The sequence below is a fragment of the Terriglobus sp. YAF25 genome (genome assembly GCF_052113305.1).
Lineage (GTDB): Bacteria > Acidobacteriota > Terriglobia > Terriglobales > Acidobacteriaceae > Terriglobus.
The window spans coordinates 1-12,089 of sequence record NZ_JBFRCY010000273.1; the positions used below are offsets into that span (position 1 = coordinate 1).

Below are 12,089 nucleotides of genomic sequence, written 5' to 3' on the forward strand. Positions count from 1 at the left end.
TTCCTTCTCAAGGTCCAGGAAGTTTTCAAGATACTCGGCTTTTCCGGTACGGAAGGGTCTACCACATATCGAACCGGAGTTTGGGATCATCATGCCGTCGCAGAGAATGCCTCGGCGTTCCGGGTTATATAAGGTTGTCAGTCGAAAGGCGGTTCGATCCGGGYTGGGCAGAAGCAGTGCGCAGAAATCGCAGCGCATCACCCTGAGAAGATCCGTGGACAAGGTCTCGACCAACTGGCGCAAATCCRGCTTCGAAGCCATGCTGTTAGTGATTTCAAGCAGAAGGCGTAATCGATCACGCTCGACACGTAACTTCATATCGCTCAGGTGATGTTCCACGGCTATGCAAGCTATGCTGCTGAGGTTCTCGATGATCTCCAAGTCGGAGGGCTCTGGACTGCGTTGTTCGCGATGATGTATCGCGATGACTCCACGGCATTGACCGCCTTGGGCAAAAAATGGCAGTGCCCACAGTGCACGGGCCTCAAGAGGCGCCATTGAGTCCAGATGTTGTTGCCATTGCGGCACACTGCGGCTGTCGGTCACGTAGATTGGCTTCTGCTGTTCAACCGCTGCACCCAGAGGGCCGCCTGCCTGGCCGGCACTGAACCGCTTCAGATACTCCGTAAAACCGGAGCAGCTTGGAGCTGCAGCGCAATAGAGATGCCTTCCACCACTTTCCAAGAGCCAAATCGAGCACTGTGCGCCAACTCTGCTAGCCTCTGCCAATTGGGCTACTGCCGCGAGAACTTCGGGCAACGGCGTCCCGTCAAGAATGAGCCTCGACACATGAGGCATCGCTGCGTAGGAAGATGAAAGCGACCCTACCGTTCTCTCCGTTGCGTCTAGCGTCGGACTGGTGGATTGCATCGTTGATTCCATTGGCCCTCCTCGCTGGATTCATCACCAAGGACAGGAAAGCCCTCCCAGTTTTGTGAGAATCGAAGCTTTGAGGATAGTGTCAAACCGCATCATGGCGGTCGTCAATATCGGCTCCTGACCGTTATGGGGACGCACCTCACCTCGATCCGAGATCCGGATTGATCTCAAATGACTGAAGTTCGCCAGTGACGAATTTTCGGCTCAAGTTCCGTCACTGTCGATTGGGTTCCGCGGTCTGCTCTGCCGTCAAGCTTGCTGGATTTCGTACGTCTCATCCGTCTCCTTCAGTGGATCTCCTGCGCATTCTCTGTACTAAACATGACCTGGTTATCGCCCGCGGCAAGGTTCGCGGCGATGTCCCACACAAGCGAACCACCCGAGTTGGGGACGATTGCGAAGAAGAAGTAAGTGCCCGCCTCAGTGTGTGCGGAGAGTGTGGCCCTGCCTGACGCATCCAGTTTTGTGGCAGTAACGTAGTAGCGGCTCATGCCCTGAACGGCCGAAGTGCATCCTTGCGGCGAATGGCACAACGTTTGAAGTGACTTCATAGCCTCGCCGGGACCGGCATTGGCGGGCACTGAAACTCCGAGCTCGCGGAGTACGCTGCCGATAGGCTTGCGCATCACGAATACTGTTTGGCCTGCAAGCGGGTTGGTTCCTGAAAAGGAGGACCCGAGCAGGACACGAAACGCAACGCGCTGGTCTGTAACCCGATCGGCGGCTCGGTCGGCGGCGGCCACGGAGGCCGCGCCTGAGGCGGGGTGTGCTACTGGCGTTACTGCAGAGGCAGCCATCGACGAATTGTCCGGCGGCGCGGCCGGAATCGGACCGCTTGAGGCGGGCATCGTGTTCCGTTTGCTTCGGGCAGAGAATGTGTCGACATTGCAGTTCTCAGAGTGCGGGGTGAAGTTGACGATGTCGCCGCGGATGGAAGCGACGAGTTTGCCATTCACGCTCGTTGCTCCGGAACCGCGGAGCGTGTTGTCAGGCGCAACGCTAAGAGGGAAAGCTCCGCCACCGTTCTGCACACGGACAACAAAGCCGGCCGGCTCATTCTCTACGACGTAGGGCGATTTTGCATGAGCTTTGCCGCAGTCGAGGATGACGGCATCGTTCTCGAACTCGAGCGTCAATCCGGAATTGTCGAGGTAACGACCCACCATCCGGAAGCCGGTCACAGCCGGCGTACTCGTGGTCATTGCGTCGACAAAGCCGATGCCTGTCTTTGGCACGGCGACCGGCTTCGTCGCCGTAAAGGCCATGGAGCCGAGAGTGCACCGTTCAATCTTCGGAGCGTAATTTGGAACGGAAGAGCTGGTGCTGCATGGACCGTTACAGTAATATCCCTGCGGACCGGCCGGTGCGCCATCCACCACTACCGTTTTCGTGATCTTAGTGTAGCCGGTGATGATGCGCCCTTTGACAAGCACAGATCCGGGACCGGAGATGGAGCCGTCGCTCATTCGGATTGGGCTTCTCTGCGAACGGAACCAGAATGCTTGCCATGCCCTGAATTGCGCCGACACCCTCGCACGCATCCAGGCTGCTGCCAAGTTCCAGACAGCGCCGCAGTTCCGGATCGTTTACTCTGTTCGCCTCAGCTCGTGCAAATATTCCCATAGGGTCCAATACGGGATCACCGGCAATGGATGAGCGGCCACCGCCCTGGTCCTGTTTCATCTGCTGCTGGAGACGTTCCTCATGCTGCTGGTAGCTCTGCGCCAGAGAGACCTCAGCTCCTTTATAGGTGTCAGCGGCCTGCTGACCTTGAAGCTGCTTGATCCAGTCCAACGCGTTCATCACTTCGTATTTACCTTCCAGCTGCTGGAAGGTCTTAACCTCGGCAGGTGTATGGCTCTTGGTGAAATCCTGCGAGAGCTGATAGGCGGCCTGGGCATAGTCGCCCATGAGTTTCTGCTCACCGGCGGTGAAAGGGCCGCCGTAGTGTCGTGCGTATACGATGCGCGTGATATAGGTCTGCAGGTAGGTGAAGACGGCGACCTGGCGCGCAACGGTATCGGTGGGATCCGCCACTCTGAGTTGTGTTTTGACCTTCTCGACAGAAGGCAACGCGGCAGTGTAGTCGCCGGACGTTTGTGTAGCCTGGGCAAACGCTGGTGTCCGCGAAATGGCAAACACCTCGGCGATGCAAAACAGAAGAGATGCAGCGATCCGTATCGTTCTCATGTTTCTGCTCCGGAAATCTCGGATCCATCAGCAGCGATGGAATCCATCCTCGTACAGAACCGTTCCCGCCCAGCATCGCCGGTGCACGCGTGCAGCCATTCACCGAGAACTTACTTCTGCTTTCGCAATAGAGCATTTTTTCTGTAGGTGTGGCGGAGGGATTCCGCATCTATGGGCATCAGTGGCCTGGCGTTTTACAAAGGACCGAAAAACATGTTGACCAAGGCATAGGAAAGTGCGCAAACAATTGCACATTTTTGGGCAGGGGTGGAGGAGAACAGACCCCACGCATCACAGCAGCAGAAGAACCACGACGGGCGTAGACTGAATTCGCGTTCTCGGATTCTTTTCGAGGCTGCGAGGTTGAAATGGGACTTGCGCGCGCGTTTAGAAAAGTGCGTTCACTGCCACGCAGCTTTCGTTACGCACGCATGGTGGCGCGCGCACTCAAGTCACGCCGTCATCCCATCCTCGCCCATATCATCCCAATCCGACGTTGCAATCTCGCCTGCGCCTATTGCAACGAATATGACAAAGTCTCCAGCCCGGTGCCCACAAGCGAGATGGTACGCCGCATCGATCTTCTCGACGCCCTGGGAACGGAGATCATTACATTCAGCGGCGGCAGTTCGCCATCAGCATAAATTCCGTTGTGGGGGCCGGAGTCAAGGATTCCCGAGATGCGCTCATCATTACACGACGTGCTCTGGAACTGGGCTTCGATACAACCGTTGGAGTGATCCACGATCATGGCGGTCAAGTGCTGCCATTACCAGAAGCGGATCGGGCCGTTTACGAGCAGATACAAAAAGAGCGAAAACCATCATTCTGGGCATTCTCGTATGACAACTTATTCCAAAAGAATCTAATAGCCGGAAAGCCGAACGACTGGCAATGCCGCGCGGGTAGCCGATACCTCTATATCTGTGAAGATGGACTTGTCCATTACWGTTCGCAACGGCGAGGTTACCCGGCAATTCCACTGGAGAAGTACACTCTCGAAGACCTGGAACGCGAGTACTGGACGAAGAAACCGTGCGCTCCTTATTGCACTGTTTCCTGTGTGCACCGGGTAGAAATGATCGACATGGTTCGGGTGGATCCTCGTACGGCTCTGAAGAAGTTCTTTCCGCCGGCGGCACAGGGCGAAGCCCCCAACCTCCCAGTGGGCATAAAAATCCTCTCCTCTCTGTTTCTCCCGCCGGAGACTGACAGACCTCAGAGTGGAGTAACGAAAGCCGTGGCCGGCGCGGTGATGAGAGTGCTTGGAATCAAATGAGCAAGCCATGCCAGATACATCGCCAGCGTCAAAACCGCTCCCAGCACAACATCCATAGCGTAGTGATACCTTTCCACGACGGCGGCTACGGCAATCCAGAAGGAGATGACCAGGAAAAAGACCCCTGCGGCTGGGACTTCATGCAATAGGAAGAGGGATATTGCTAAGGAGGTGGCGACGTGCGCACTGGGGAAGGAAATCGCATGGATGCTTCCATGCTTCTGGATCCATAGATTGAAGACCCTGCTTTTCGTTGCCTGAGATTCCCTATGTTCTGATTCGAGAAAGCGAGGCGGCATCGCGGGCACAAAAGGTGTGATGGCATAGCAGAGGTACGTCGGCACGAGAACAAAAGCCCAAAAAGAGTCTGCCTCGCGGCTTAGTCCAGCCGCGTAGAGTGTCGCCAATCCCAGGAGCGGTAGCGGATAGCACAACATGTAAGCCCACTCCATGGAGAGGTGCGCAAACCGGCCGAGCCTCCAGCCGGTATGCGATGCGAGGTTCCATAGCCTGCGATCCGATTGCATGAGCCAGGCCTGAATCTTCTCGTTCGGTCCGAGGAAGAATTGGCCAGTCTGCCAATAAGGGATGAGCATCAAGACCGCAGGCAGCCAATCACGGAGAATTGAAACCTGAACCGGCGCGAGGATGTACACGGACAATCGCCCCAGGGCAATGACGAAGATTGCGCCTGCGGCAAGTGACGTTATGATCAATCGTCGGCGGGCAGCAAGCGGGTAAACCCATGCTGCCACAGCGAATATGCTGGCGAAGCCTGCCTGGATCCACTCGGAAATTCGCATCGATCTCCCAAGATCTTGCTGCGGCCGATCTTCCCACTTTCCAACGGCGCCGCTACGGCTATCTATAAGAATCTATTTGTAGTGTCTGTTGCACTTGGAGTTTGATTCCAACCAGGTCCTTCACTAATCACCCTAGCGAACAAGTTGGCTGGGGGCCCGAACGTTCGGGATGACAACATTTATGACAAGAACTTCTGACTCAGGACACTAGTCGTCATTGTCGTGATACTTTTTCGCGGCCTTGACGAAGGGTCCGGGCATCAGCACCTTGTCTTCGCCTGGATAAGGGCGATCCCATCCTGTTGTCGCATACCAGGTCACGTGATTGAGGAAGTTCGGATCGACTGAATCCGCTTTGTCGTACTTGTTCTTCATCACCTCCGCGGTGGCCTTCAACCAGGCCTTCTGTATCGGAGTCTCCGAAGCATCCTTGCCGGCCTTCAAACCGGGTCCCTCGTCCAGAGCAATCACCGCAGGACAGACGTCGTAGGCCGTCAGGTCCGGGGTGTTCTGGAATGCGTCAAACATAGGCGATGCCACCAGGTCGAACTGCGTGAGAGGCTGCGTGCCGAGGATGTTCTCGATGGTGCGGTTGATATTCTCAGCGGTATAGGTCGTGTGAATCGTCTTGCCCTGCCCAGGCTCCTTCGGAGCCGCGGTGTACGGGCTGATGACATAGACCGGCTGACGGTGACCATCAACATGGTCGGCGCCACCTTGCGAATCGTCTTCCTCGACAAAAATGGCCGATTGAGCCCAGACCTTGCTATGACTGATGACTTCTACCATGCGGCCGAGAGCCAGATCGTTGTCTGCCTGGTAGTTGATGGGATAAGGATGGCCCTTCGAGGTGCCGGCGGTGTGATCGTCGGGAAGCCAAAGAATCGTCAGATTGGGAACCTGACCGGCTGCGTCCAGCTGCTGGAAATCCTTGATCCAGTAGTCGACGCGGTACTGGTCTGGAATGTCGAGATTGAACGGCGGATAGTGCGGGTCCATAATCTTCGCCGCCGAGGGGATCGAAGAAGTTACTTTGACGGCGTCATCCGGAACGATGCAGCTCTCAGCCGGCGCCTTACCTTCCTTGCACAGTGAGGTGTTATAGAAATCGAGCCAGGTGTAGGCCGAACCGTCCGCCTTACGGGCGATGGTAGTGTCGCTGCTCCACTCGCCATACAGCTTCGAGGTAAGTCCCTTCGCTTCCGCCGCTGTCCATAAGAAACCCTTCGGCGTGTAGGTGAGAGGGTCGTCGGCCCCACCACCTGGATAAGAACGAATCCAGTCCGGTGACAAGATGTCATTGGAGTAGAACGATCCTGACATCCCAATCCACGGATGGCCATCCGCGGACTGGCGGCTTGGCGCGTAGACGTTGTCGAGCAGCGGGAAGCGCTTCACGAAGGCATGCTGATTCGGCACTGCAGAGGCGAAAACCGCAAGCGCGGGGGCACCGTTGCCCCAGGCAACATCACCCAGTATCTGGTCGTAAGTGCGGTTTTCTTTAATGRTAAGAAAGACATGCTTGATGAGTGACGGCTCGCCGATGTGTTTGGGAACCGCTACCGCCACAGCATGAGGATCGATGTACTCTTTTCCGACTTCGATGTTCGTGGTCAGGTTCCAATGATTGTTGTCAAAGACCTGCTTGCTGAGTTTCGCCAACTCGCCGGCATTCGGCTCGGGAATCAGGTTCACGACGCCCATGTCGGAATGGGTGTTGTAGTGAGGAACTCCGTCCTTGGTGCTCGAGATTTCCCGCGCTCCCAGCCCCTTGTCGTCAGCCACTACAAGTTCATGCCGGCTGGATGCAGACCAACGGAGATCGTTTTCTCTTCCCTGCCCTGCGCGAGATTTACGACGGAGACTGTGCCGGTGAGAGTGAAGGCATCCTTACGGTCGACCACGATCGGCGTGCCGTCAGAGTAGTTCGTGAAGTCGGCGCTGGTTGCCGGCCGGCCACCCTCGTTGCTGACGTAGGCGTAGTTYCCCCTAACCACAACGCTGTTCGGAACATTGCCCACAGGGATCTGACTGATAAGCCTGGCAGGAGACGCCGTCAGGTCGATTACGCCGAGCGTGTTCGTGACATTCAACGCCACATAGGCGCGTTTATTGTCTTCAGAAAAGGCAATGCCGCCAGGATTGATGGACTTCGCATTGTGATAAGGACGTCCGTCGGCAGGCGGCGCAGGCAGACTGACCCTTTGAGCGTTGGTCAACAAGCCTGTCTGCCGGTTTACATTCGCGATGACGACGTAGTTGTTGTCCTGGCTGAAAAGTAGCTTCGTGCCGTCGGCGGAGTAGGTGACGCCTGTGAAAGAACCCGCAGTCAGTTCTTTTGGGGGAGCTGCTGCATCCGCTGGAATGAAGCGCTGCAGAACCTTCCCGGTTACGGTGTCGAACACGATGATCGGCTGCGGCGACCCCATCAGCAGCACGGCAGCGCTGTGAATTGCTCGATTTGGATTGAGCGCAATCGCCTTGGCGCGTACGGGCGAGCCGAGTTCAACAATCTTGCCGGYCGGGGTCAGCGTCTGGTTGTCCGATGCGACGATCGAACCATCCTGCTGCAGTCCCACGGTTCGGTTCGGACCGCCTGATTGGGATACTGCCCCATGCCCGGAAGCCGTAGCCTTTCCGGCCGCAACCGCCTCATCCTTCGGCGGCGCGGTGTTGAAATCGGAACTGCCTGCCTGCGCAGGGGCCGTTTGACCGAGGGAAAACGCCGAACCTAGGAGTAAAGAAACAGCCAGAACGCCAATTTGCCTAGACCTTGCGAATTCCATCGAGTCTCCTCTTCAACTGCTTGCATCCCGCAGAGAACGAGATATTTGTTTTTTGCCCTTGCCCCGAAGCGAAGCGGCAATCTCACGGTCGTTCCAGCGATCGGATTCGATCTACACAACTTAGGAGCTGTATTGCCGGCTCTGTTCCGTCCCGCACACGATTTCGGCGGAATACCGCTGTCCATCGCCTGAATCTCATGTCGAGCTCGGCAAAAATATATCACCACAACTTGATATGAATGATGAACTCCGGCGGTGGCACAACGATCCACGCATCGTGGGTTGGGTGCCGGCAAAACTGGCCCACCGTGTGCATCATCTGCAACTTGCACTACGAAATTCCGCTTGATGGAATTCTCTCTCTAACCCTCGGTCAACCGATTCAGGTATTCCGTCGGTGAAAGCACCATAACTCCGCGCCGGGCTGAAACTGGAAAATCTTTCAAGTTACCAGTAATAAGCCACGCACCTGCCATATGGGCAAGGGAAAGAAATGGAGCATCCTTTGGATCTGGCATTGGGAGAGGCCAAGCCGGCGGGTCGGACAGATGCAGGCTTTCAGCAATCAGGAACTCCAGCCAGAATGGGGGGAAACCATAACGACGAAACTTTTCCCGCTGGGCGACTTCTCGATATTCAGCTACGGTCCACGGACTAGTCACAGTCTGAACTAGCCCCTCCAGCACCCAATCCATCACAAGTGCAGGAGCTGCACCGGTGTTAATGCCAGCGGAGATTACAACATTCGTATCGAGAACGATCAGCCTCATTTGTTCTTTCGTTGAATACGGCGAGAACGAACAGTCTTGATCTCCTGCTTGATTTCCTCTTCGCTCAACTTCGAAGCTCCGGATTTATCTGCGAGTCTCCAACTCTTACGCAGGCTGGCCTTTGCCAGCGCCCTACGAAGCTCGCGGTCTTCCGCAATCACATCATCGAGCACCGGGACAAGGAAATAGACAGGACCATCCTGCCCAGCCAGCAGAACTGTCTCGCCCTGTGGTATCTCTTTCAGCGCCTTTGAGCCTCGCGTACGGAATTCCCGTAAAGACACCTGTCGCATAAAAATGCCTCCGAAACCTCAGTGTAGCCATTTTGGCTACACTGAGCAAATGCCCGAGGGAATGCGCTGCGCACCTACCTTTGGCGGCCCTCGCGCACCACGATATACCGATGCTCTCTGGGTTTAAACACCTGGTTGAGATAGGTTCCCTTCGATTCGGCTGCCATAAATTCGATGTATTCCTCGGGTAACACCCCGAAATACCGATACACCGATCCGCTCTGGCGGAACTCGATCTCTAGCTCGTTCCGGCTCGCGTTGTAGCCGATCGAGGCGATGCTCTCCGACTCCACCGCTCGCCGCCTCATCTTTCAGGAGTACCCCCACCATGGATGAGACAGGTTCCGGAAACGGATGTATGAACTAAGCTAACTGTTCGCTCGTCTCCGTGGACGAAGGATGCTCTTCTCCCGTGACGACCCGGTTCCGTCCGGCATTCTTCGCCATATAGAGCGCGGCATCGGCACGCTTCACCATCGTCGTCCAGCTTTCGGCAGCTCCGTTCCAGCTCGCCACCCCCAGGCTGGCGGTAACGCCGACCTTCTTGTTTTCTACCGGCACAACGATCTGCGAGATGCGCTTACGCAGGCGTTCGGCCAGGTGTAACGCGGTGGCGTGATCCGTATGCGGCAGCAGAATCAGAAACTCTTCACCACCTGAGCGGCATAGCAGGTCGGTCCCGCGAAGCGCCGATTGCAGGTCACGCACCACCAGGCACAGAGCGGCGTCACCGGCGTTGTGGCCGTGGGTATCGTTCAGCAGTTTGAAGTGATCCAGGTCCAAAACCACGACTGACAGCGGAAAGCCGTAGCGGCGGCAGCGGGCCATCTCGCGCGCGGCCTGGGATTCGAGAGCACGGCGGTTCAAGGCTCCGGTCAGGGCATCGGTGCTGGCAATCTCACGCAGGTCCAGCCCCATCTGGCTAACGAAGATCCCCACGAAGCAGAAGATCGTCGCTGCATTGAAGAGCATATTGACCGGCCACTGCGCGTGAGCAATGGATTCGCCGGAGACTCCCAGGACATTGGAGCGTATCTCAACTACCTGCCAGAACAGCCGGAAGAGGGCTACCAGGGAGATCACGATACTTGTAATGATGCGCAGCAGGCGGTTTTCTTCAATACCGAAGCGCAGCAGCACTTCGACACTCAGCGCGGTCTGAATCGCCAGAATCACTGAGAGTAGCTGAAAGCCGCGGAGCGGCTCATTCCTCAGCACGACAAACCTCATCAGAAAACCGGCATAAAGCGCGACCAGGACAGCATTCGTCCATAGATGACGGGTTTTGACATGCAGGAACTCGGCGAAGCCCGTATGGCGCAGCCACAGGCTCACCGGCAACAGCAGCATGCTGAGGCCGAGATGAAGATTCCTGGGAAAAAGGTTGTGTCCGGCAATCAGGGCGCTGGAGGCGCCGGCGGCAACACACGACACCATGAACCACCAGATGCCGCGCGCCCGCCGGTAGCTGATATGCAGCGAGCAGAGCCCCGCAGCATAAACCAGCATGGTAAGCGCATTGATCAGCAAGAGGTTGTACGTATTCATGGCAGGAGCGGCCACCCCCAGAGAAAACTGGCCTGATGGTGAGGCCGCAGGTCGCGGACAGCGAGATTGTAGCAATGCAAGGGGCCTTCACTCCAGTACCAGTTTGGTAATCCGCCCCTCGGAAGCCGATTTGGTTCCCAGGCTTCTCTCTGTTCCGAAATAACATATGATGAGAACCGCCCGCCCGATCGGATCTTTCCGGGAGGCAATCTATCTGGTAGGCAGTCGCCTTTCCGTATCCTGCAGAGCCTAAGCCGCGTGGTCCAAATGTGCCAATGCAGTTTCGATGTGGAGACCAAAAACGGGATGAGCCCGAATGCCTGAAAGCCCCTCGACAGTAACCATGTTGTTCTGGGCTGTGCTGGTGCTTGCCACCCTGCTGCTCGCATGCTGGCTGCTGCGCCTGAGCGCGAGGCGCGCCGATCTGACTCCGCAGAGGCGCCAATTTCTGGCTACCATCGGCGGTGCCTTGCTTGCCTGCGCCATATGGTCGCTCTACCATCTGGCATCCTTCTCTCCCGCCGGCGGCTTCGGCACACGGCACCCGGGCATCATGCTGGGAGTTTCGCTGGTTGTCGCCATGGTGGGCTGCGGAGTCGCCGTAGGCAATGTCGCCCTGCTGATAGATAAGCAGGCCAGCAGTAAGGCTTCCAACGGGATCGATGCCCTGACCGGTCTRCAGACACGGTCGCAACTGGAGATCAGTATCCGCAACAGCATCCGTCGCTGCGGCCCGGAAGGAAGGTTTGCCGTAGCCCTGGTCGATCTGGATCGTTTCAAAGGCGTCAACGACACGCTCGGACATGAAGTAGGCGATCTGATCCTGCGGCAGACAGCGCAGCGTCTGCGTACTGTCGTCGGTCCACGCGAGACCCTGGCCCGCATCAGCAGCGATGAGTTCCTCGCCGTATTGCCAAAGATCGAACAGGAAGGCGCTCTTTCCACGATCTGCCGAAAGATCCTTCATGCCGTCTCGGAGCCGCTGACCGTCGGCAGCCACAAGCTTCATATCACCTCCAGCATCGGTGTAGCCGTCTATCCGGATGACGGCGCCGATGTATCAACCCTGCTTCGCAAGGTCGACACCGCACTCGACCGCGCCAAAGCCGCGGGACGAGGAGACTTCCGCATCTTCAATCCGGAAGTCGACAAAGCCCTGCTGGAGCGGCTGGCACTTGAAAACGATCTGCGCCATGCGCTCGGACGCAACGAGTTCCTGCTGGCCTATCAGCCGGAGTTCGACCTGCAGACAGGCGAAGTCGTCAGCATGGAAGCTCTTCTGCGCTGGCGTAGGCCGACGGGTGAGTTTATCTCTCCGGCTAAGTTCATTCCCGTCGCCGAGGAAACGGGCGTTATTGTCCCCCTCAGCCAGTGGGTTCTTGAAACTGCCTGTCGCGAGCTCAACGCCCTGCGCTCCTCCCTCGAGTACAGCCCTCGCTTCGCCGTCTATCTCTCTCCGCGCCAGTTTCAGCAGGACAATCTCGTGGAGATGATCATCTCGACCCTGGAGAAATACAGGGTCGCTCCCGGCAACCTGGAAC

At 57.0% G+C, this 12,089-nt stretch carries 12 protein-coding genes; 2 read left to right on the top strand and 10 right to left on the bottom strand.

From position 1 onward, the window contains the following. The 3 genes from AB4043_RS12850 to AB4043_RS12860 form a co-directional block, all read right to left on the bottom strand. Nucleotides 1-882: GAF domain-containing protein (locus AB4043_RS12850; RefSeq protein WP_442307214.1), on the bottom strand; the 882-nt coding region annotated here is incomplete at its 3' end. Nucleotides 883-1,166: 284 nt separating this feature from the next. Then, nucleotides 1,167-2,345 (bottom strand): hypothetical protein, encoded by a 1,179-nt coding sequence (locus AB4043_RS12855; protein WP_442307215.1) that lies wholly within the window; start codon nucleotides 2,343-2,345, stop codon nucleotides 1,167-1,169. Then, nucleotides 2,275-3,069 carry a hypothetical protein gene (locus tag AB4043_RS12860; protein WP_442307216.1) on the bottom strand — a complete coding sequence of 265 codons (795 nt, stop codon included), beginning with the start codon at nucleotides 3,067-3,069 and terminating at the stop codon, nucleotides 2,275-2,277. The genes AB4043_RS12855 and AB4043_RS12860 overlap by 71 nt, the downstream gene beginning before the upstream one ends. Before the next feature lie 395 nt (nucleotides 3,070-3,464). Between AB4043_RS12860 and AB4043_RS12865 the strand changes: the two genes are divergently transcribed. Beyond that, nucleotides 3,465-3,713 (top strand): hypothetical protein, encoded by a 249-nt coding sequence (locus tag AB4043_RS12865; protein ID WP_442307217.1) that lies wholly within the window; start codon nucleotides 3,465-3,467, stop codon nucleotides 3,711-3,713. Nucleotides 3,714-4,287: 574 nt separating this feature from the next. Here the strand turns inward: AB4043_RS12865 and AB4043_RS12870 are convergent. The 7 genes from AB4043_RS12870 to AB4043_RS12900 form a co-directional block, all read right to left on the bottom strand. After that, on the bottom strand, nucleotides 4,288-5,151 hold the full coding sequence (locus AB4043_RS12870; protein ID WP_442302193.1) for a phosphatase PAP2 family protein: 864 nt from the start codon (nucleotides 5,149-5,151) through the stop codon (nucleotides 4,288-4,290). 207 nt (nucleotides 5,152-5,358) lie between these two features. Beyond that, nucleotides 5,359-6,936, bottom strand: a complete 1,578-nt coding sequence (locus tag AB4043_RS12875) for a hypothetical protein (RefSeq protein WP_442307218.1) — start codon at nucleotides 6,934-6,936, stop codon at nucleotides 5,359-5,361. Next, nucleotides 6,936-7,730: a YncE family protein gene (locus AB4043_RS12880; protein WP_442307219.1), complete on the bottom strand. Its 795-nt coding sequence runs from the start codon at nucleotides 7,728-7,730 to the stop codon at nucleotides 6,936-6,938. Before AB4043_RS12880 ends, AB4043_RS12875 begins: the two co-directional genes overlap by 1 nt. A 569-nt stretch (nucleotides 7,731-8,299) precedes the next feature. Continuing rightward, complete coding sequence (locus AB4043_RS12885; protein ID WP_442302191.1) at nucleotides 8,300-8,707, bottom strand: putative toxin-antitoxin system toxin component, PIN family; 408 nt, start codon at nucleotides 8,705-8,707, stop codon at nucleotides 8,300-8,302. Beyond that, nucleotides 8,704-9,000, bottom strand: a complete 297-nt coding sequence (locus tag AB4043_RS12890; RefSeq protein ID WP_442302190.1) for a prevent-host-death protein — start codon at nucleotides 8,998-9,000, stop codon at nucleotides 8,704-8,706. The genes AB4043_RS12885 and AB4043_RS12890 overlap by 4 nt, the downstream gene beginning before the upstream one ends. A 74-nt stretch (nucleotides 9,001-9,074) precedes the next feature. Continuing rightward, on the bottom strand, nucleotides 9,075-9,308 hold the full coding sequence (locus tag AB4043_RS12895) for a KTSC domain-containing protein (RefSeq protein WP_442302189.1): 234 nt from the start codon (nucleotides 9,306-9,308) through the stop codon (nucleotides 9,075-9,077). Between the two features lie 55 nt (nucleotides 9,309-9,363). After that, the gene (locus AB4043_RS12900; RefSeq protein WP_442307220.1) at nucleotides 9,364-10,548 is read right to left on the bottom strand and encodes a diguanylate cyclase; all 1,185 of its coding nucleotides are present in this window, start codon (nucleotides 10,546-10,548) and stop codon (nucleotides 9,364-9,366) included. Between the two features lie 316 nt (nucleotides 10,549-10,864). Here AB4043_RS12900 and AB4043_RS12905 point away from each other — a divergent pair. Next, nucleotides 10,865-12,089: putative bifunctional diguanylate cyclase/phosphodiesterase (locus tag AB4043_RS12905; RefSeq protein WP_442307221.1), on the top strand; the 1,225-nt coding region annotated here is incomplete at its 3' end.

Coding starts and splice junctions, on each gene's coding strand:
- AB4043_RS12885 (WP_442302191.1), bottom strand. CDS start 8,707: ATGAGGCTGATCGTTCTCGATACGAATGTTGTAATCTCCGCTGGCATT.
- AB4043_RS12855 (WP_442307215.1), bottom strand. CDS start 2,345: ATGAGCGACGGCTCCATCTCCGGTCCCGGATCTGTGCTTGTCAAAGGG.
- AB4043_RS12900 (WP_442307220.1), bottom strand. CDS start 10,548: ATGAATACGTACAACCTCTTGCTGATCAATGCGCTTACCATGCTGGTT.
- AB4043_RS12890 (WP_442302190.1), bottom strand. CDS start 9,000: ATGCGACAGGTGTCTTTACGGGAATTCCGTACGCGAGGCTCAAAGGCG.
- AB4043_RS12860 (WP_442307216.1), bottom strand. CDS start 3,069: ATGAGAACGATACGGATCGCTGCATCTCTTCTGTTTTGCATCGCCGAG.
- AB4043_RS12870 (WP_442302193.1), bottom strand. CDS start 5,151: ATGCGAATTTCCGAGTGGATCCAGGCAGGCTTCGCCAGCATATTCGCT.
- AB4043_RS12895 (WP_442302189.1), bottom strand. CDS start 9,308: ATGAGGCGGCGAGCGGTGGAGTCGGAGAGCATCGCCTCGATCGGCTAC.